Annotated in this window: 18 protein-coding genes and 1 tRNA gene; 12 read left to right on the forward strand and 7 right to left on the reverse strand. The window is 36.4% G+C overall.

Annotation, left to right across the window (positions count from 1 at the left end):
• The first annotated feature begins 158 nt into the window (after nucleotides 1–158).
• Together RM706_RS12170 and RM706_RS12175 are read left to right on the forward strand one after the other, a co-directional pair.
• The gene (locus RM706_RS12170) at nucleotides 159–431 is read left to right on the forward strand and encodes an HU family DNA-binding protein (protein ID WP_311351873.1); all 273 of its coding nucleotides are present in this window, start codon (nucleotides 159–161) and stop codon (nucleotides 429–431) included.
• Between the two features lie 115 nt (nucleotides 432–546).
• Complete coding sequence (locus RM706_RS12175; RefSeq protein WP_311351874.1) at nucleotides 547–1107, forward strand: YqgE/AlgH family protein; 561 nt, start codon at nucleotides 547–549, stop codon at nucleotides 1105–1107.
• Nucleotide 1108: 1 nt separating this feature from the next.
• Here the strand turns inward: RM706_RS12175 and RM706_RS12180 are convergent, their stop codons facing one another.
• Entirely contained in the window at nucleotides 1109–1954 is an 846-nt protein-coding gene (locus tag RM706_RS12180) for an aminotransferase class IV (RefSeq protein ID WP_311351876.1), read from the reverse strand.
• 53 nt (nucleotides 1955–2007) lie between these two features.
• Nucleotides 2008–2391, reverse strand: a complete 384-nt coding sequence (locus RM706_RS12185; protein WP_311351878.1) for an START-like domain-containing protein — start codon at nucleotides 2389–2391, stop codon at nucleotides 2008–2010.
• Nucleotides 2392–2525: 134 nt separating this feature from the next.
• On the opposite strand from RM706_RS12185, the gene RM706_RS12190 reads away from it, so the two are divergent.
• The 4 genes from RM706_RS12190 (at nucleotide 2526) to RM706_RS12205 (ending at nucleotide 5911) form a co-directional block, all read left to right on the forward strand.
• Nucleotides 2526–2599: transfer RNA gene (locus RM706_RS12190), tRNA-Met, on the forward strand.
• Between the two features lie 257 nt (nucleotides 2600–2856).
• Nucleotides 2857–3267, forward strand: a complete 411-nt coding sequence (locus RM706_RS12195) for a hypothetical protein (protein WP_311351880.1) — start codon at nucleotides 2857–2859, stop codon at nucleotides 3265–3267.
• A gap of 66 nt (nucleotides 3268–3333) precedes the next feature.
• On the forward strand, nucleotides 3334–5253 hold the full coding sequence (locus tag RM706_RS12200) for a DUF294 nucleotidyltransferase-like domain-containing protein (RefSeq protein WP_311351882.1): 1920 nt from the start codon (nucleotides 3334–3336) through the stop codon (nucleotides 5251–5253).
• A gap of 1 nt (nucleotide 5254) precedes the next feature.
• Nucleotides 5255–5911: a 3'-5' exonuclease gene (locus tag RM706_RS12205; RefSeq protein WP_311351884.1), complete on the forward strand. Its 657-nt coding sequence runs from the start codon at nucleotides 5255–5257 to the stop codon at nucleotides 5909–5911.
• A 15-nt stretch (nucleotides 5912–5926) separates the two neighbouring features.
• On the opposite strand, the gene acs is transcribed toward RM706_RS12205, so the two are convergent.
• The 3 genes from acs to RM706_RS12220 form a co-directional block, all read right to left on the reverse strand.
• Nucleotides 5927–7834, reverse strand: coding sequence for an acetate--CoA ligase (acs, locus tag RM706_RS12210; protein WP_311351886.1), 1908 nt, complete (start codon nucleotides 7832–7834; stop codon nucleotides 5927–5929).
• Between the two features lie 128 nt (nucleotides 7835–7962).
• Nucleotides 7963–9738 (reverse strand): sodium:solute symporter family protein, encoded by a 1776-nt coding sequence (locus RM706_RS12215; RefSeq protein ID WP_311351888.1) that lies wholly within the window; start codon nucleotides 9736–9738, stop codon nucleotides 7963–7965.
• Nucleotides 9739–9741: 3 nt separating this feature from the next.
• Complete coding sequence (locus tag RM706_RS12220; RefSeq protein WP_311351890.1) at nucleotides 9742–10011, reverse strand: DUF4212 domain-containing protein; 270 nt, start codon at nucleotides 10009–10011, stop codon at nucleotides 9742–9744.
• Nucleotides 10012–10286: 275 nt separating this feature from the next.
• Between RM706_RS12220 and RM706_RS12225 the strand changes: the two genes are divergently transcribed.
• Complete coding sequence (locus tag RM706_RS12225) at nucleotides 10287–13544, forward strand: Ig-like domain-containing protein (RefSeq protein ID WP_311351892.1); 3258 nt, start codon at nucleotides 10287–10289, stop codon at nucleotides 13542–13544.
• On the opposite strand, the gene RM706_RS12230 is transcribed toward RM706_RS12225, so the two are convergent.
• Together RM706_RS12230 and RM706_RS12235 are read right to left on the reverse strand one after the other, a co-directional pair.
• Complete coding sequence (locus RM706_RS12230; protein WP_311351894.1) at nucleotides 13537–14499, reverse strand: phosphoribosylaminoimidazolesuccinocarboxamide synthase; 963 nt, start codon at nucleotides 14497–14499, stop codon at nucleotides 13537–13539. The genes RM706_RS12225 and RM706_RS12230 overlap by 8 nt on opposite strands.
• Before the next feature lie 6 nt (nucleotides 14500–14505).
• Nucleotides 14506–15456: a PhoH family protein gene (locus RM706_RS12235; RefSeq protein ID WP_311351896.1), complete on the reverse strand. Its 951-nt coding sequence runs from the start codon at nucleotides 15454–15456 to the stop codon at nucleotides 14506–14508.
• 139 nt (nucleotides 15457–15595) lie between these two features.
• Between RM706_RS12235 and RM706_RS12240 the strand changes: the two genes are divergently transcribed.
• From RM706_RS12240 to dnaN, 5 genes are all read left to right on the forward strand, one after another.
• Nucleotides 15596–16426, forward strand: coding sequence for an SAM hydrolase/SAM-dependent halogenase family protein (locus tag RM706_RS12240; RefSeq protein ID WP_311351898.1), 831 nt, complete (start codon nucleotides 15596–15598; stop codon nucleotides 16424–16426).
• Nucleotides 16427–16723 carry a putative quinol monooxygenase gene (locus RM706_RS12245; protein WP_311351899.1) on the forward strand — a complete coding sequence of 99 codons (297 nt, stop codon included), beginning with the start codon at nucleotides 16427–16429 and terminating at the stop codon, nucleotides 16721–16723.
• A 7-nt stretch (nucleotides 16724–16730) separates the two neighbouring features.
• Complete coding sequence (gene gldF, locus RM706_RS12250; RefSeq protein WP_311351901.1) at nucleotides 16731–17462, forward strand: gliding motility-associated ABC transporter permease subunit GldF; 732 nt, start codon at nucleotides 16731–16733, stop codon at nucleotides 17460–17462.
• Nucleotides 17459–19129 (forward strand): gliding motility-associated ABC transporter substrate-binding protein GldG, encoded by a 1671-nt coding sequence (gene gldG, locus RM706_RS12255; protein WP_311351903.1) that lies wholly within the window; start codon nucleotides 17459–17461, stop codon nucleotides 19127–19129. Before gldF ends, gldG begins: the two co-directional genes overlap by 4 nt.
• A 120-nt stretch (nucleotides 19130–19249) precedes the next feature.
• On the forward strand, nucleotides 19250–20368 hold the full coding sequence (gene dnaN, locus RM706_RS12260) for a DNA polymerase III subunit beta (RefSeq protein WP_311351905.1): 1119 nt from the start codon (nucleotides 19250–19252) through the stop codon (nucleotides 20366–20368).
• The last annotated feature ends 2 nt before the right edge of the window (nucleotides 20369–20370 follow it).

Below are 20370 nucleotides of genomic sequence, written 5' to 3' on the forward strand. Positions count from 1 at the left end.
TTATGAATTTTAGCCAAAAATGGTTAGGTTTATCAACAAACCCTTCAAGTTATCAACAAAAACGCTGATTTCCCTTGGTTTTACTTGCCTCAACGCCAAATCCGTATATTTTTGTTCAGCATTAAAATTATTTTAACAACAATTAATTTAATTCAATTATGAACAAAACAGAATTAATCGATGCAATGGCAGCTGATGCTGGCATCACAAAGGCAGCGGCCAAAAAGGCATTGGAATCTTTCTTAGGAAATGTTGAAGGTTCTCTTAAAAAAGGAAACAGAGTTTCTCTAGTAGGTTTCGGATCTTGGTCTGTTTCTAGAAGAAATGCAAGAGATGGTAGAAATCCACAAACTGGAGCAACTATCAAGATTGCAGCTAAAAATGTTGTAAAGTTTAAAGCAGGTACTGAGCTGGGTAACGCAGTAAACTAAAAACTATATTTTTTATACTTTAAAAGCACTTCCCTAAAAGAAGTGCTTTTATTGTTTATAGAGTTTTTGAAATTATAGCATAAAATCTTACATTTAGTTAAGTTTCAGTATAAAAATGGTAAGTATAGTGCCAAAAAAAGGAAAATTATTGATTGCAGAACCAGCTTTGACGGGCGATGTATCGTTCAATAGGTCTGTGGTACTATTGGCCGAACACAATGAAGAAGGCTCCGTTGGGTTTATCTTGAACAAACCCCTTGAGTACGATATCAGCGATCTTGTTACCGAAATAAATGTTCCATTTAAAGTATTTAATGGAGGGCCTGTTGAGCAAGACAATCTTTATTTTATTCATAAAGTACCGCACTTGATAGAGGGAAGTATTGAAATTTCTGATGGTATTTATTGGGGTGGTGATTTTGAAAAAACCATTAAACTTATTAATGAATTAACCATTTCTGAAACTGACATCCGATTCTTTTTAGGATATTCAGGTTGGGATTCACTGCAACTTGACCAAGAGCTCACTTCAAAATCTTGGGTTGTAGTCAATAATGAATATCAAAGTAGTATTATTGAAAAATCATCTTCAGCTTTTTGGAAAGAGAAGATGGTGGAATTAGGCGGCGACTATCTCATTTGGTCCAACGCACCTGAAAATCCAACTCTTAACTAAACTAAGCTAGCCTACCTCTTGCATTCAATTTACCGATAAGGCTTTTTGAAACTTCTGAGATAAATTCTTTTTTGCGATACTTTGTAATAGATATGATACCAGATATAGCGTTGGTAATAAAAAGTTCATCTGCCTTCTGGAGCTCAAAGGGTGAAATTGATTCTTGTAGCACATCATACTCTTCTGACCCTTCTATTAGTTCAATAAGTTTTTTTCTAATAATTCCATCTAAACAGCCGTCTTCTAATGGAGGTGTTTTAATAACTTTTCCTTTTACCAAAAAAATATTTCCATTAATAGTTTCAGCAACCTGTTTTTTACTATTAAGCAAAATGCAATTTTGATAGCCATTTTCTTTTGCATAAACTCCAGCAACAACATTTAAAATCTTATTGGTAGTTTTTAAATTGGAAAGCATGTCAGCATTCACATAAAAATCTTTAAATAACTCTACTTCGTAAGCTTCATTTGATAAAACGTAAAACAAATTTTCTAGAGGTGCTGCCTTAATAATATAATCTATGGTATTGCTTAGAGGCACGTAAAGCCCACCTGCTTGTCTACAAATCATAAGTTTCACTCGAGCGCCTGAACCTTGTAATTTATTGGCTTTAATAGTATTAGCAATTTCTGCTTCTAAAAACTCCATGGTAAATTCCATAGGAATCTCCATACGCAGAATACGCATGCTTGCCATTAACCTAAAGTAATGTTCTTCCCAAAAGAAAACCTTACCATTTACGACACGAATAGTTTCAAAAAGAGCATCTCCGTATTGTAAACCACGGCTGTCTTGATTCAAAAAAAAAGTGGATCCTGAATGTAATTGTCCGTTATAATTGACCATAAAAAAGCCTTGAAAAAATCAAGGCCAAAGATACGTTTTCAAATACTACTAATTTACTTTGAACCGAGTACTTGTTTTAAGCTAGAAATTTGATTCTCCCATAACATCTTGCCCTCATCTAATTCATCTTCTTCAGCAAAATCTGTTATAAAAAGAGAAACATCTTTAGTAATCTCGTCCACAATAATTCTCATTTCAAAATAGTCATCATCATCATTTTCCTCCCAAGCGAATCGAACAAATTCGTCACTTTTACGCTTTAGCAATATTGCATTCTCCTCAGCACCATCCCAAATAAAAATAAAAAGCTCTCCCCTAGAGTTTACATTATCTGCAAACCATTCTGAAAGGCCTGAAGGTGTAGAAATGTAGTTATATAATAGTTGTGGTGATGACTGAATCACGAACTCAATTTCAAATTTTATTTTATCACTCATTATCTGTTCGTTAACTATTGATGTTTTTGTATAGTTCGGTAATATAAAAAAATAAATGTCAATTAATAAATTAATTCTGAATTTTGATTCGGCGAAAAATTAGATTTATATTTGCAGCCGCTTAGCAGTACCTTGGCGAGGTAGCTCAGCTGGTTAGAGCGTCGGATTCATAACCCGGAGGCCGGGGGTTCAAGTCCCCCTCTCGCTACAATCAGGCCCCATTCTATAAAGGATTGGGGTTTTTTTGTGCACAAAAGTGATGATTTCCATTCTATTTTCATGGGCCAAGAAATTACCTATGGACAGGTTATTAATCAAATCCATAAAATATATTGCTCATATTTAAGATATTAATAATTCTTCTTTAAAAAATATTCTTACAATCACAATAATAAGTTAAACCCTGAAAATAAGATATTTAAATATTAAAAAGTAGGTATTTTCGCCGCCTCAAAATTTTATCCAATGGATTGTTTAGAACTAAATTCGGCAAACGATTTTACAAAATGGGAAGAAAAGTACATCAAAGAATTACATTCCCTCGAATTTAAAGATGCCCTAGGTAATATGCTCTTGTTTGAAGATGATACTATAAAACTGTGGAATTTAAAACTAAATAAGGGTGAGCGGATGCCATTTGTCAGACATAATAAAGATTATTCTTGGATTTCTGAAAGTGATGCCATTTTAAAAAGCCGATGGGGCAATGGTCGTATTTCCTTGATAAGGGTAAGTCAAGGAGACACTGAGTTTTTTGAGAATAGTGAAAAGAACCTTATCAATGACCTTGAAAATTTAGGAAACGGTCCGGTTGTATTTAAAGTTTTGGAGTACAAGCAAATCTATAGCATAGAAAAGCAATTTATGCTTAACTAGGATTTAAAATATTCAATTCTCATTTAGTTCATTTTTCAAAAAACAAATAAATCAGTATCTTAAGATATGCAGAATGCCATATCCTATAGAATAGCTGATTTTTTAAAAAAATTCCCTCCTTTTTCCTATCTGACTCTTAAGGTATTACAAGAATTTTCTCAAGAAATAACCATTGTCCATAAAGAAAAGAACGACGTTATTTTTGAAAGCGAAGAAAAACCTCATCCGCACTTTTATGTCGTCAATAAAGGCGCTATAAACCTTATTAAAAAGGATGAGGGTATCACAATTGATATCTGTGACGAGGGAGATGTTTTCGGGTTACGCCCTTTAATGGCCAATGAAAATTATAGGCTAGAAGCAAAAGCGCAAGAAGAGAGTATTCTATATGCCATTCCTATTGAACTTTTTAGGCCATATAGTAAAGTAAATGCCAGCATTGGTAATTTTTTGGTAGAAAGTTTTGCTTCCAATACCCGTAATCCCTACTCAAAAAGCCATAAAGGACAGCTTTTAGGAGATACGGTAAAATTTAATCCCAATAATTCGGGTTCTAGACTATTGGATGTTCAATTGGTAGAATATTCAAAAAGTATCATAAGCAGCTCACCCGGAACCAAAATAAAAAACATTGCCCAAAAAATGACAAAAAAAGAGGTTGGCGCCATGTTGATTGAAAAAGATGAGCTACCCGTCGGAATAATTACCGATAAGGACCTCCGTAATAAAGTTGCTACTGGCGAAGTATCCATTACTGGCAAGGCAAAGCATATAATGTCAAGTCCTTTAATAACATATCCTAGAAAACTTACTGTTACCCAAGCACAAATGGCCATGATGAAAAGTAACATAAGTCATTTGGTATTGACAGAAGATGGCACAACCAACACCAAGGCAATTGGTATTCTTTCCAAACATGACGTTATGGTTTCCTTGGGCAATAATCCCGCGGTATTTGTAAAAGCTATTAAAAGGGCTCAAAGTGTCGACGAAATAAAACCTATACGAAAAGGTATCACCAATTTGCTCAAGGGGTATTTGGAACAAAACCTGCCCATGGCATTGACCTCAAAGATAATTTCTGAACTCAATGATGCCTGTATAAAGCAAATCGTTGCCTTATCATTAGCTAAAATGGAAAACCCACCATCTGCTGTATTTGCATGGCTGGCCATGGGCAGTCAAGGGCGCAGCGAACAATTGTTACACACTGACCAAGACAATGCCCTCATTTTTGAAAACGTGGCCAAATCACAACTTGAAGAAACCCGTAGCTATTTTTTAGATTTAGCTAAAAAAGTGACCGCAGGATTAAACCATATAGGCTATGAATACTGTCCGGCAGATATGATGGCGTCAAATAAGAAATGGTGCTTGAGTTTGGATGAATTTAAAAAAGAAACCAAATCCTGGATTACCAACCCCGGACCCGATGAAATTTTATTATCATCTATCTTTTTTGACTACAACAGGGCTTATGGTGATAAAGAACTGGTCGATAATCTATCTGAGCACATTTTTGAGACCGTTTCAAAATATCCCATTTTCTTGGCACACTTGGCAAGTGGAGCACTCCAAAATCCATCGCCCACAGGTTTTTTTCGACAATTTCTGGTCGAACAAGATGGAGAGCACAAAGATTTTTTCGATTTAAAAAGAAGGGCTTTGATGCCTCTAATAGATGCGGCTCGTGTATTGACATTATCACATAACATGACAGGAATCAGCAATACTTGGGAACGCTATGAAAGACTAGCACAATTGGAACCCAATAATTCAGAACAGTACTTATCTTGCTCTTATGCCAGTAAGGCACTCTTAAAATTTAGGACACGACAAGGACTATTAAATAACGATACGGGGCGGTTTATATCATTGGAAAAGTTAAGTAAGGAAGAGCGCATTAAATTAAAAAGAACCTTTAGCACTATAAAAGATATTCAAGAGGTGCTTTCATTACGTTTTATGACTTCAAGGGTGAGTTAATATGTGGGCAAAAAAAACATATCCTAACTATTGGAACAACTATATAGCTTCTTTTGACAACGGAATTCAAAGAGAGGTCAAAGACAACAAATTTGTTGTCCTGGATACCGAAACAACTGGATTTGACGTAAAAAATGACAGAATACTGAGTATAGGTGCATTGGTCATCAATAATAAGGAAATAAAACCCTCAGAAGCTTTTGAGGTTTATGTAGAACAGGAGCATTATAGTAAAGAAAGTGTTAAAATTCATGGCATACTTAAGAAAGGCAAAGTAAAACGGATTGCAGAGGAAGAGGCCCTGAAAAATACCTTAAAAACTTTGGAACAAGCTGTTTTGGTGGCTCATCATGCCATGTATGATGTTACCATGCTCAATAATGCCTTAAAACGACAAGGACTGCCTAAACTAAAGAATAAAGTATTGGACACTTCGACCTTATTCGCCAAAACTTTGAGCATTCGTGAGAAAGAAAAATATGGTTCACACTTTACATTAGATAACTTGGCAGAAAAATATAAAATTCCTGTTAATGACAGACATACGGCTTTAGGAGATGCCTACATCACAGCAATTGCATTCCTCCATATTTTAAGCAAATTAAAACCCGCCTCTTTAAATGACTTATTTAAAAGAGACGGGGTTTTTAAATTATGATAAATAAAACATTCCTTATAATGATTCCTTCATAATCGTATCAACTACTTCTGGATTCAGTAATGTCGAGGTATCTCCTAAATTACTAGTGTCTTTGGACGCAATTTTCCTTAAGATACGTCTCATAATTTTTCCACTTCTAGTTTTAGGGAGTCCTGGTACAAATTGAATTTTATTCAATTTAGCAATAGGCCCTATGTGCTCAGTAATCATTTGATTGATTTCTTTCTTCAAATTGTCACGATTACGTGATTCACCTGTTTCCTTAAGTATTACATAGCCATAGAGTGCATTGCCCTTAATATCATGTGGAAAACCAACAATAGCAGATTCTGCAACTGCAGGATGCTCATTAATAGCATCTTCAATAGGCGCAGTACCCAAATTATGACCAGAAACAATAATGACATCATCTACCCTGCCCGTAATTCGGTAATAGCCCACCTCATCGCGCAATGCCCCGTCGCCTGTAAAGTACTTTCCCTCATAAGCTGAAAAATACGTGTCTTTATAGCGTTTATGGTCACCCCAAATAGTTCTGGCAATTGATGGCCAAGGAAATTTAACACATAATCTTCCATCTACCTGATTTCCTTGGATTTCCTCACCATTCTCATCCATTAATGCAGGTTGAATTCCTGGCATAGGCAGTGTGGCATATGTGGGCTTTGTTGGTGTGGCAAAAGGTATGGGTGAAATTAATATTCCACCTGTTTCTGTTTGCCACCAAGTATCTACTATAGGACACTTTTTTTCACCCACGTGATCATTATACCAATGCCAAGCCTCTTCATTGATAGGTTCACCAACCGTGCCCAGTACCTTTAAACTCGATAAATCATATTTAGTAACAAAATCTAAATTCTCTTTTGCTAAAGCCCTAATTGCAGTTGGAGCGGTGTAAAATTGACTTACTTTGTGTTTTTGCACCACATCCCAAAAACGTCCAAAGTCCGGGTATGAAGGTACACCTTCAAACATGACCGTAGTCGCACCATTAGCTAAAGGACCATAAACAATATAAGAATGACCCGTTATCCAACCAATATCAGCGGTACACCAATACACGTCTTCTTCTCTATATTGAAACACATTTTTAAAAGTATAAGCTGAATATACCATATAACCCGCAGTGGTATGCATCATGCCTTTTGGACGACCAGTAGATCCAGAAGTATATAAAATAAAAAGCGGGTCTTCAGCATCCATAACCTCTGGCGGATAATCTCCATAGGCTTTTTCCATAAGTGGAGCCAACCATTCGTCTCGACCTTTTTTCATCACAATGTTGGAGTTGATTCGTTTTGCAACCAATACAGACTTCACATCAGGACAATCTTCTAGGGCGTCGTCAACAATACCCTTTAAATCAATGGTCTTTGAACCTCGATACGAACCATCAGAAGTCAATACCATTTTTGCTCCACAATCATTGATACGAGTTGATAGCGCTGTAGAAGAAAAACCCGCAAATACCACAGAATGTACTGCGCCTATTCTTGCGCAAGCCAAAAGCGAGATTGCCAATTCTGGTATCATAGGGAGGTAAATCACTACCCTATCTCCTTTTTTGATGCCCTTTTCACTTAGCACATTGGCCATTTTACAAACTTTTTCCTTCAATTGTTTGTAAGTAATATGCCGTGCCTCTTCATTTGGATTATTAGGTTCAAAAAGTATGGCGGTCTTATCGCTTCGTATATGCAGATGCCTATCAATACAATTTTCAGTAATATTCAGTTTTGCGCCATCATACCATTTGATTTCTGGCTTTGAGAAATCCCAATCTAAAACGGTATTCCACTTTTTGCGCCAAACAAAATGCTCTTCTGCAATTTCTTCCCAAAATCCTTCTGGATTGCGAACCGATTTGCGGTACACTTGAAAATACTCTTCTAAATGTTTAATATGATAGTTACTCATGGAAAATGAAATAAGAAATTAAAAATAGCAAAAAAGAAACTTTAAGACTTATATCTTATTTCCAACTTTAGATACAAAAACAAAGGTTCACTTGTAATTTTGTTTGAACAGTTCAAGTTTAGCTCTATTTAATGTTCAATCGCTTCCCCAGCACCACTAGGTATTCTAATATTCTCAACAATTTCTTGCACTTCTTCTGGTGGCGGACTTGTAAATCGTGATACTACTATGGCAAGTACAAAATTAACGAGCATACCAACTGTGCCAAAACCCTCTGGAGAAATACCGAACCACCAATCTTGGGTAGTATTAGTTTCTGGATTACCTATCCAGCCTAACTTAAAACGTGCAATGTAATATGAAGTGATTACCAGCCCGGCTATCATTCCTGTAATAGCTCCTTCCCTATTCATTCGCTTACTAAAGATTCCCATCACAATAGCAGGAAAAAACGAAGAAGCTGCCAAACCAAAAGCCAAGGCTACTACAGAAGCTACAAATCCTGGTGGATTGATTCCAAAATAACCAGCAACAATAACGGCCAAAACCGCTGACAAGCGGGCTATCAATAATTCTTTTCTATCTGAAATTTCTGGTGCGAACTGTTTTTTGATTAAATCGTGTGAAATAGATGTAGATATCACTAACAATAGTCCAGCAGCGGTTGAAAGTGCTGCTGCCAAACCACCTGCGGCTACCAAAGCAATAATCCAATTGGGTAAGCCCGCTATTTCAGGGTTTGCCAAAACCGTAATATCTCGGTCTACATACAACTCGTTCCTTGTTGCGCTTGAGTTAGAAATTAAACGTTGTCCAACTGCCCCTCTGGCTTCTGAAAACAAGGGCTTTTTACCTTCAATCGCTGTACCTGGCAAATATTGAATTTTTCCATCTCCGTTCTTATCAGTCCATGCAATAAGTCCTGTTTCTTCCCACTTGGTAAACCAATCAGGAATTTCTTTATAAAGTGTATCTTGAACAGTTTCCATCAGGTTAGTTCTTGCAAAAACTGCAATAGCTGGCGCTGTGGTATACAAAATTGCGATAAACAATAATGCATACCCTGCAGATTTCCGAGCATCCTTAACCTTAGGTACTGTAAAAAATCGAATAATAACGTGTGGTAAACCAGCTGTTCCCAGCATTAAAGCTGCAGTGATAAAAAAGACATCCGTAGTGGATTTTGTGCCATCTGTATAAGCCGTAAACCCAAGGTCTGTCATTAATCCATCCAGCTTATCCAAAAGGTACACGCCATCACTTCCGGCTGAACCCATTCCTAATTGAGGTACAGGATTGCCCGTAGCCATAAGAGATATAAAAATTGCGGGAACCATAAAGGCGAATATCAATACGCAATATTGTGCTACCTGTGTATATGTGATGCCTTTCATTCCACCTAAAAAAGCATAGAATAAAACTACTGCCATACCAATATATACGCCAGTGTTGACCTCAACATCTAAAAATCGAGAAAAAACAACACCCACACCACGCATTTGTCCTGCTACATAAGTAAATGACACAAAAAGTGCTGCTACTACTGCTACTGTACGTGCAATGTTAGAATAGTATCTATCTCCAATAAAATCTGGCACCGTAAATTTTCCAAATTTTCTTAAATATGGCGCTAAGAGTAGCGCCAATAAAACATAGCCCCCAGTCCATCCCATTAAGTATACAGAGCCGTCATAGCCAGAGAAAGCAATAATACCTGCCATTCCTAAAAAAGAGGCTGCAGACATCCAATCTGCCGCAGTTGCCAATCCATTAGCTAAAGGAGAAACACCACCTCCTGCAACATAAAATTCTTTTGTAGAACTAGCTCTAGACCAAATAGCTATACCTATATAAAGTGCAAAAGTGATTCCTACAATGATAAACGTCCATGTTTGAATTCCCATAGTCTATTCGTTTACCCCGTATTTTTTATCCAACTTGTTCATCAATTGTACATAAACAAAAATGAGCACCACAAAAACATATATTGACCCTTGTTGAGCAAACCAAAAGCCTAGTTTAAAACCACCTAAACGGATAGTGTTTAATTCATCTAACAGAAGGATACCAAACCCATAAGAAACTATAAACCAAATTGTGAGAAGAATTGCGAGGTATTTCAAATTTTCTCGCCAGTATTTTTTACGGTCAACTTCTTTCACATTTACTTCATTCAAAATATCTACAATACTACAAAAACGAATCCTAATCGATAATTATTCAATCTCGAAAAAATAAGTTATTCTAACTAGGCCTCAAAAATAACAGTCTCAATTAAAATCCCTGAAATAATCTGATTTCGAGTAGTTTATCGATGTAATTCATCGATAAAGTGCCAAAAAAAACGACAAACAGCTAAAAAGTGTTTTTCTTTGTATTAGACAGAACCCTATAAGCTTCGAATTGAAATAAAGTAATAATTTTTGTTAAAAACTTAAACCTACTTAAATCAATGAAAATACTGACGCCCCATCTAACAGTAATTTTAATGTTGTTTTTCTGCAATATTATAACTTCTCAATCAACAATATCAGGAGAGTTAAAAAAATGGCATACGGTAACCTTATCATTTAATGGTCCAATGGTCACAGAAACTGATGACACCAACCCTTTTCTTGAATACCGATTGAACGTAACTTTCACAAGTCCTTCCGGTAAAACATGGCTTGTGCCCGGATTTTATGCTGCGGATGGAAATGCTGCACAAAGTAGCTCAAGTTCAGGAAATGTATGGCAGGTTCGTTTTACACCTAACGAAACTGGTTCATGGTCCTATTCTTCTTCCTTCAGAACAGGCAACAATATTGCAGTCTCTTTGGATAATAATGCAGGTAGTCCTACCTTTTTTGATGGGGACTCGGGCAATTTTTCAATTTCCGCTTCTAATAAAAACATTCCTGATAATAGGGCTAAGGGAAGACTAAATTATATAGGTGAACATTACTTACAGTTTGAAGAAACTAATGAATATTTTATCAAAGCTGGGTCAGACTCACCTGAAAATATGTTAGCCTTTGGTGATTTTGATAACACAAAAAACAGTAAAAATTGGTCACCTCATATAGGTGATTGGCAAACTGGAAATCCTACCTGGGGTAATGAAAAAGGAAAGGGTCTGATAGGTGCCATTAATTATCTCTCTAACAAAGGTATGAATGCTTTTTCATTTTTGACCATGAACGTAAAAGGTGATGGTAAAGATGTTTGGCCTTGGATTGCTGCCAATAATGGGGATTTTGATGGCGATTCAGGAAATGATGCAAATAATAGATTGCGCTACGATGTTTCAAAATTGGAACAATGGGAAATCTTGTTCTCACATGCTGACGCTAAAGGAATGTTTCTACATTTCAAAACTCAAGAAACCGAAAATGACCAATTATTGGACGGAGGTGAATTGGGTACGCAACGAAAATTATACTATCGTGAGCTAATAGCTCGTTTTGGTCACCATCTTGTCTTAAATTGGAATATGGGTGAAGAAAATACTCAAACCGATAATCAGCGTAAAGAAATGGCTGAATTCTTTAAAGATTTAGATCCTTATGGACACCATATAGTAATACATACTTATCCAAATCAACAAAATCAAGTTTACAACCCTTTACTAGGCAATGCTTCAGAATATACGGGTCCTTCGATTCAATCCGGTATCAACAACATTCATAATGACGTCAAGAAATGGGTTATAGATTCAAGAAATTCAGGTAAAAAATGGGTCGTGGCCAATGATGAACAAGGTGGAGCCCAAGTTGGGGTAGCCGCAGATGCCAATTACAGCGGTGACAAGGGTAGCCAAGGTGATAATCGCAACGATGTCCGAGACAAAGTGTTATGGGGCACCCTTATGGCAGGCGGGTCTGGCGTAGAATATTATTTTGGTTATGGAACGGGAGAAACTGATCTTACCGCACAAGATTTTAGGAGTCGCGATACAAAATGGAGCGATGCTAAAATAGCCATTGACTTTTTTAAGGAAAATATTCCGTTTTGGGAGATGCAATCGGATGATGGGTTGACTTCGGACAACAATGACTACTGCTTTGTGAAAGATGGTGAGGTCTATCTAGTCTACCTTCCCGATGGTGGCTCTGCAAATTTAGATTTATCAAATGTCAACGGTACTTTTAGTATAAAATGGTTTGATCCTAGAAATGGTGGTAACCTCAATGATGGCAGTGTTACTGAAATTACCGGTGGTGGCAATAAAAGTATTGGTAATCCGCCAAGCAATGATTCTTCTGACTGGACTGTGTTGATTGAAAAAACAAGCGATGATGGTGACGGAAATGATGATAGTGACATGGGTGACAATTCTGATGGCAACTGTAATGTAGATTATGTAGAAAATGATGGTTTGGTCGTTATAGAAGTAGAAAATTTGGAAGTGGGCAATGGTTGGGTAGAAAAAAATTCCATTAGTGGTTTTTCAGGCACCTCCTATCTTGAGTGGGAAGGGGGAGATAATTTTAATTCGCCTGGAATCGGACTCATTACTACTCAAATACAAATAAACAGTCCTGGAACTTACCTGTTTAGATGGCGGTCAAAGGTAGGTGAAGGAAACAATAGCACCGAAAGTAATGATTCATGGCTCAGATTTCCTGATGCGGATGATTTTTTTGGTGAAAAAAATAATGGTAGTATTGTTTACCCCAATGGAAGTGGCAAAACCCCAAATCCCAATGGCTCAAGTTCCGATGGCTGGTTCAAAGTCTTTCTAAGTGGTACAACGGATTGGACTTGGTCCACCAATACTAGTGATAATGATTCCCATAAAATTTATGTATCCTTCGACAAGCCTGGCACCTATACTCTAGAAATTGCTGGCAGGTCAAACCATCATTTACTTGATAGAATTGTTTTGAGCAATGATTTTGCTAATGCAACAGATTTAAGTTTGGAAGAATCAATATGTAATGAAAATACAGGGGGAGAAGCAGTTGCCGTTTCCAGCATCAGTTTGAGCCCTGAAAATCCGACCATAACAATCGACGACTCATTAGAATTAATCGCCGAAGTTTTGCCCGCAAATGCCACTAACAAGGCTATAACTTGGTCGAGCGGTGATGGAACCATTGCAATCGTTAATGATGATGGAACGGTAACCGGAGTTTCAGAAGGAACCGTGACTATCACAGTGACTACTGAAGATGGAAGTTTTACTTCAGAATCGTTAGTAACTGTCATTAGTGGTATGGAAGCAGTTGCCGTTTCCAGCATCAGTTTGAGCCCTGAAAATCCGACCATCGCAATCGATGCCTCATTAGAATTAATCGCCGAAGTTTTGCCTGCAAATGCCACTAATAAAGCAGTAAGTTGGTCGAGCGATGATGAGACCATTGCAACCGTTGATGATAATGGAACGGTAACCGGAGTTTCAGAAGGAACCGTGACTATCATAGTGACTACTGAAGATGGAAACTTTGTATCCGAATCCTTTATAGCTATTATCACTAATGATATCGCCGAAGGTGTTAAAGTTTATCCGAATCCAGCTCTTTCCAATACAAATGTCAATATTGTTGGTATTGAAAATGGTACTTATGAAATGGCTCTTTATTCTTTATCAGGTAGTTTGGTGTTACAGAAGACCATTGAAATTAAAGGAAATTATAATATTTCGCTTAATAATTTAACTGAAGGTCTTTATTTATTGAACTTAAGAAATATTGATAATCTTTATGTAGAAAAAATATTTATTAGATAAAAGTAGTTTCATTAAGATATTCCTGAACATTCTGCCCAATCCGTTCTTGAATATTAGAAACATCAGCTTTCACAAAAGCTTCCCCCATAATACTTTCATAGAGCTCAATGTAACGCTCTGAGACCGATTTAATATATTCATCGTTCATTTCTGGTACTGATTGACCTTCTAGGCCTTGAAACCCTTTAGAAATCAACCATTGCCGTACAAATTCTTTAGAGAGTTGCTTTTGGGCTTCACCCCTAGCCTGTCTTTTAGCATAGCCTTCTGCATAAAAATAGCGTGACGAATCCGGGGTATGGATTTCGTCGATAAGCACAATATTACCATCTTTAGTTTTGCCAAATTCGTATTTGGTATCTACTAGAATCAATCCTTGCTTTGCGGCAATTTCCGTACCACGTTGAAATAAAGCCCTAGTGTATTTTTCCAAAACCTCATAATCCTCTTTGGAGACAATGCCTTTCTTTAAAATATCAGCTTTTGAGATATCTTCATCATGATCTCCTTTTTCGGCTTTTGTAGCAGGGGTAATTATTGGCTCAGTAAATTTGTCGTTTTCTTTCATTCCATCAGGCATTGACTCCCCACAAAGCATTCGTTTGCCCGTTTTATATTCGCGAGCTGCATGACCAGACATATAGCCTCGTATCACCATTTCTACTTTGAAAGGTTCACAAGCTTTACCAACAGCAACATTAGGGTCAGGTGTAGCTAATAACCAATTGGGGGCAATATCTTCTGTAACCTGCATCATTTTTGTTGCAATCTGGTTTAAGATTTGCCCTTTATAGGGAATACCCCTTGGCATTACAACATCAAAGGCTGATAGGCGGTCTGTAGCCACCATCACCAAAATATCATTTTCTAAGGTATAAACTTCCCTTACTTTTCCTTTATATACCGACTTTTGTCCAGAAAAGTAAAAATCAGTGTCCATTACGGTATTTGACATGCTAAGCTAGTTTTGGTGCTCAATATTTTTGTAAGCGTCAATAACTTTTTTGACCAATTTATGACGAATGACATCTTTGTCATCCAAATAAATGATACTGATACCTTCAGTGTTTTTTAATATTAGCAAAGCCTCTTTTAATCCTGAAATGATACGACGGGGTAAATCTATTTGTCCGGGATCACCGGTCAGTAAAAACTTAGCATTTTTGCCCATTCGGGTCAAAAACATCTTCATTTGGGCATGCGTGGTATTCTGTGCTTCGTCCAAAATGACAAATGCATTATCTAAAGTACGACCGCGCATAAAAGCCATAGGTGCAATTTGAATAGTTCCATCTTCTATATACTTTTCTAACTTTTCAGGAGCAATCATATCACGGAGCGCATCATACAAAGGTTGCATGTACGGGTCTAATTTCTCTTTTAAATCACCAGGAAGAAAACCTAAGTTTTCTCCAGCCTCGACTGCCGGTCTTGTTAGTATAATACGGCGCACCTGCTTTTCTTTTAGAGCTTTTACGGCTAGTGCCACACCTGTATAGGTTTTACCTGTACCAGCAGGCCCGATAGCAAAAACCATATCGTGTTTTTTACTGGCATCTACCATTCTGCGTTGATTGGCAGTTTGCGCTTTAATCAACCTTCCACTAACACCATGAACCAAAACCTCACCACTGGCCTTGGAAGAATTTTCTTGTTCTCCATTACTTGTCAATACCCTTTCAATAGAATTTTGATCTAGTTTGTTGTATTTGGCAAAATGCTCGGTAAGCATATCAAAACGCTTATCAAATTCTTCAAGAAGCTCTTCATCACCATAAACTTTAATCTTACTGCCTCTGGCAACAATTTTAAGCTTTGGGAAATACTTTTTTAATAATTCTATGTTTTCGTTTTGTTGCCCAAAAAAATCTCTTGGGCTAATTTCGGTGAGTTCTATTACAAGTTCGTTCAAAGAAATTTTACTATTTATGGGGTTTGTGGAATTTAGGAAAAAATTACTCTTCCTTTTTGTTTAATTTTACGTCTTATACTCGTACACAAACATAGTCAAAAAAAGCCTTTTTTAGCGCAAAAACATATTAACAGACTGCATGGCAATCATTACATTAACGACAGATTTTGGGTACAAAGACCATTTTGTTGCAGGCATAAAGGGAACTATTCTAAATGAAGTTCCGAATGCAAATATTGTTGATATTTCTCATGCTGTTTCTCCATTAGATGTGCAAGAATGCGCATACATCTTGAAAAATGCTTACCCCTATTTCCCAAATGGCACTATCCATATTATTGGCATGGATTCTGAAGTTTCCCCAGAAAATCAACATATTGCAGCTGAATTGAATGGCCATTACTTTATAGGTGCGAACAACGGGGTTATCTCATTGATTGCAAAAGAACTGAATCTCGACCAATTGGTTGAGATTAACATTCCGAATACTTCGATAAATTCGTTTCCTTCTATGGAAATATTTACTAAAGTAGCGAGTCACTTGGCAAGAGGAGGCAAACTTGGGGTAGTTAGCAAACCGTTCAAAAACCTTAAAGAAATTAGGGAATTAGAACCTAGAGTCACCAATGATGGGCGAACAATAATCGGCAATGTAATCTATACTGATAATTATGGTAATGTGGTTACTAATATTACCAAGGCTATATTTGAGGCCTATAGAAATGGACGAGCTTTTGAAATCATTGCACGGCGTCAAAAAATAACTTCAATACACAATAGCTATAATAGCATCATAAATTTTGAACTGCCAGAAAATAAGCGATTAGGACCTAGTGATTTACTCGCATTATTCAATTCTTCAGGATATATTGAGCTCGCTATTTACAAAAGTGATTTAAAGTCTGTCGGGGGAGCCTCAACTTTATTAGGCCTTAAACATCTTGACATGATAACCATAAACTTTTTATAAATGTTAGTGCGAATTGTAAAATTGACTTTTAAAACAGAAAATATTTCTAGTTTTGAATCGCTTTTTGAGGAAACGAAAAAAAATATTAGAAATTTTGAAGGTTGCACCCTATTGGAATTGTATCAAGACCAAAAGCATCCTAATATCTTTTTCACTTATAGCTATTGGGAGAATGCAAATAATCTGGAAAGTTACCGAAAATCTGAATTTTTCAAATCGGTCTGGTCACAAACCAAAGTATTATTTGATGCCAAACCTGAAGCATGGAGCGTAACGAAAAAAGCCATTTTGAGCTAAAAATTCTATGATAGCCATTTTTAAGAAAGAAATTCAATCGTTTTTCACATCTTCCATCGGGTATTTGATTATTGGGCTATTCCTACTTCTAAATGGGCTTTTTCTCTGGGTATTCAAGGGTAATTTCAACATCTTTGATTATGGTTTTGCTGATTTAAGTAACTTTTTCCTATTGGCTCCTTGGGTGTTTCTTTTTTTGATTCCTGCAATTACGATGAAAAGTTTCTCTGAAGAACATAAACTAGGCACTTTAGAATTACTATTGATTAAACCTGTCAGCATTCTCCAGTTGGTTTCTGGCAAATTTTGGGGTTCCTTCGCGCTCTGTCTTATTGCGGTCATACCTACTACTATCTACGTCTTTTCAATATCTAGTTTGGGTATAGTAGAGGGTAATTATGATTTTGGAGTGGTAATCGGGTCGTATTTTGGATTGTTGTTTCTAATAGCTGCTTATACCAGTATTGGCCTTTTTTCATCTTCTATTTCTGATAATCAGATTCTCTCTTTCATCATTGCCATTGTACTCTGCTTCTTCCTCTTTTTTGGATTTGAAGCGCTCGCAACTTTAATTACCGATGGGCATAAGCTGCAAGTAATAAAATCATTTGGGGCTAAAGCTCATTTCGAAGTTATTGCACAAGGCATCATTGATACTCGAGATATTATCTATTTTTTGGTATTGACTTTCTTTTTTATCTATCTGACTTATGCACAACTTAAAAATTTAAACAAATGAGAAAAAAGGTCATTCTAAGTTTGTTTAAAGGATTAGGATTCTTGATAGCTACCAACATTCTGGCTAGTTTTATTTATGCTCGCTTTGATTTGACTGAAGACAAAAGATATACCCTTTCAGAAGAAGCTATTTCTACTATTGAAAAATTTAATTCCCCCGTAATCATTGATGTTCTACTAGAAGGGAATTTACCTGCTGAGTTTGCCAAACTTAAAACTGAAACGATTCTGCTTTTGGAGCAGTTTCAATCGAAGAACGACATCATCCAATTTAACTTCATTAACCCTTTAAAAGATGTTGAAAATCAACAACAGACCATTGCAGAATTACAGCAATTAGGTTTAATCCCTGCCAATGTAACTATTGAAGAAGATGGAAAAGTATCAAATGAATTGGTATTTCCATGGGCCATGGTGAATTATGACAATACTACAGTAAAAGTTCCACTATTAAAGAACAAATTAGGTGCTACCTCCGAAGATCGCATCAACAATTCGGTTCAGCAATTGGAATATGCTTTTGCAGATGCCTTTACCAAATTGGCAATCGAAGAAAAGAAGCGTGTAGCTGTTATTAAAGGCAATGGTGAGCTTGATGATATTTTTTTGGCCGATTACTTAACCTCTATTCGTGATTACTACAATATCGGTGCGATTACTTTAGATTCTGTTAGTAGTAATCCGCAAAATGTTTTAGACCAACTAAATAATTTTGACTTGGCATTAATTGCAAAACCAACAGAACCTTTTAGTGATCAAGAAAAATTCATTCTAGATCAGTATATTATAAATGGCGGAAAGTCTATTTGGCTTATAGACCAAGTTGGCATTGAACTTGACAGCCTTTTTAATAAAGACGGAAGTGCCATAGCACTTCGCAGAGATTTAAATTTAGATGATTTTTTCTTTAAATATGGTGTTCGAGTCAATCCCGTTTTGATCAATGATCTATACAACACCCCTATTGTATTGGCATCAGGTGAAGCCAACGACTCACAGTACAATCCACTACCATGGATTTATCATCCAATGGTTTTCTCAAAAAATGACCATCCTATCAACACCAATATTGAAGCATCACGATTACAATTTGCAAATTCCATTGATACCATAACCAATCAAAATGATAAAACGATTTTACTACGTTCTTCTCCCTTGTCAAAATCTGATGGTGTACCAAAGCAAATCAGTCTTTCTATGTTAAACGTTCAACCAAAAAAAGAATCTTATTTAAAAAAAGGAAATCTTCCGTTAGCTGTATTGATTGAAGGAGAGTTCATTTCAGCTTTTGCCAATAGGGTCAAGCCAGTTAAACTGAAAAATGCACTAAAAAAAGGTGGTGAAAACCAAATGTTGGTTGTAGCTGATGGCGATATTATCAAAAATCAAATTAGAAATAATAGACCACTTGCATTGGGATATGACAAGTGGACCAATAATACTTATGGTAACAAAGAATTCTTGGTCAATAGCATCAATTACCTTCTTGATGATACGGGACTTATAAACATTCGAAACAAAAAAGTGACCATTCCACTTTTAGATATCCAAAAAATCAAGAATCAAAAATCAAAATGGCAACTGATAAACATTGGTGTTCCAGTGACTATCACATTACTCTTGGGGCTTATGTTCAATTTCTTCCGCAAAAAGAAATTTGGTCTTTAGATGTTGATAAAATTGTTTTAGAAGAAGACAGTTTTAAAATATCTTTGTTTTCACTGGTTTAGAAAGCTATATCTTCATTTATTGGCTTTAAACCAACAAAGAACCATGTAAATTGACAAAATGAAATTTATTGTATCAAGCACCTATTTATTAAAACAACTTCAAGTTTTAGGCGGAGTAATCAATAGCAGTAATACACTGCCCATATTAGATAATTTTCTTTTTGATTTAAGTAAATCCAAATTGACAGTTTCTGCATCAGATTTAGAAACTACTATGAGTTCTGTCCTTAAAGTGGATTCAGAATCAGAAGGAGCCATTGCGGTGCCTGCCAGATTACTTTTAGATACTTTAAAGACATTTCCAGAGCAACCTCTTACTTTTATTGTTGAAAACAATAATATTATTGAAATTAGTTCAAACCATGGTAAATATGCATTGGCTTACGCTGATGGTGCAGAATTTCCAAAAGCTGTAGAACTCTCAAATCCAAGCTCTACCGACATAATGGGCGATATTTTGGCAACAGCAATCAATAAAACTATTTTTGCCGCTGGTAATGACGATTTAAGACCTGTGATGAGTGGTGTCTTTTTTCAGTTTTCATCAGAGAATTTGACCTTTGTTGCAACAGATGCACACAAGTTGGTAAAATACCAACGAAATGATGTTCAGGCGACGGAAGTAGCAGAGTTTATTATGCCTAAAAAGCCTTTGAATCTGCTAAAAGGAATTTTAGCGGGCTCAGAATCTGAAGTTAAAATTGAATATAACGAGAGTAATGCTAAATTTACTTTTGATGACACTGAACTTATTTGTCGATTGATAGATGGAAAGTACCCGAATTATGAAGCTGTGATTCCAAAAGAAAATCCGAACCAGCTCTCAATTTCAAGAAATCAACTTTTAAGCTCGGTACGAAGAGTATCTATTTTTTCTAATAAAACGACGCACCAGATTCGGCTTAAAATTGCAGGTGCTGAATTAAATATTTCAGCTGAAGATGTTGATTATAGCAATAAAGCTGAAGAACGTTTGTCATGCGCCTATCAAGGTGACGATATGCAGATTGGTTTCAATTCTAGATTTCTGGTTGAAATGTTGAACAACTTATCTTCTGATGAAGTTTCATTAGAAATGAGCTTGCCCAATCGTGCGGGAATATTGACCCCAGCTGACGGACTTGATGAAGGAGAACAAGTGACCATGTTAGTTATGCCAGTAATGCTCAACAGTTAAAC

The sequence above is a fragment of the Croceitalea rosinachiae genome (assembly GCF_031846445.1).
Classification (GTDB): domain Bacteria; phylum Bacteroidota; class Bacteroidia; order Flavobacteriales; family Flavobacteriaceae; genus Croceitalea; species Croceitalea rosinachiae.

Bases quoted from the DNA above. Each gene is read 5' to 3' on its own strand.
- RM706_RS12170 (WP_311351873.1), top strand. From the start codon at position 159: ATGAACAAAACAGAATTAATCGATGCAATGGCAGCTGATGCTGGCATC.
- RM706_RS12175 (WP_311351874.1), top strand. From the start codon at position 547: ATGGTAAGTATAGTGCCAAAAAAAGGAAAATTATTGATTGCAGAACCA.
- RM706_RS12180 (WP_311351876.1), bottom strand. From the start codon at position 1,954: ATGGTCAATTATAACGGACAATTACATTCAGGATCCACTTTTTTTTTG.
- RM706_RS12185 (WP_311351878.1), bottom strand. From the start codon at position 2,391: ATGAGTGATAAAATAAAATTTGAAATTGAGTTCGTGATTCAGTCATCA.
- RM706_RS12195 (WP_311351880.1), top strand. From the start codon at position 2,857: ATGGATTGTTTAGAACTAAATTCGGCAAACGATTTTACAAAATGGGAA.
- RM706_RS12200 (WP_311351882.1), top strand. From the start codon at position 3,334: ATGCAGAATGCCATATCCTATAGAATAGCTGATTTTTTAAAAAAATTC.
- RM706_RS12205 (WP_311351884.1), top strand. From the start codon at position 5,255: ATGTGGGCAAAAAAAACATATCCTAACTATTGGAACAACTATATAGCT.
- acs (WP_311351886.1), bottom strand. From the start codon at position 7,834: ATGAGTAACTATCATATTAAACATTTAGAAGAGTATTTTCAAGTGTAC.
- RM706_RS12215 (WP_311351888.1), bottom strand. From the start codon at position 9,738: ATGGGAATTCAAACATGGACGTTTATCATTGTAGGAATCACTTTTGCA.
- RM706_RS12225 (WP_311351892.1), top strand. From the start codon at position 10,287: ATGAAAATACTGACGCCCCATCTAACAGTAATTTTAATGTTGTTTTTC.
- RM706_RS12230 (WP_311351894.1), bottom strand. From the start codon at position 14,499: ATGTCAAATACCGTAATGGACACTGATTTTTACTTTTCTGGACAAAAG.
- RM706_RS12240 (WP_311351898.1), top strand. From the start codon at position 15,596: ATGGCAATCATTACATTAACGACAGATTTTGGGTACAAAGACCATTTT.
- RM706_RS12245 (WP_311351899.1), top strand. From the start codon at position 16,427: ATGTTAGTGCGAATTGTAAAATTGACTTTTAAAACAGAAAATATTTCT.
- gldF (WP_311351901.1), top strand. From the start codon at position 16,731: ATGATAGCCATTTTTAAGAAAGAAATTCAATCGTTTTTCACATCTTCC.
- gldG (WP_311351903.1), top strand. From the start codon at position 17,459: ATGAGAAAAAAGGTCATTCTAAGTTTGTTTAAAGGATTAGGATTCTTG.
- dnaN (WP_311351905.1), top strand. From the start codon at position 19,250: ATGAAATTTATTGTATCAAGCACCTATTTATTAAAACAACTTCAAGTT.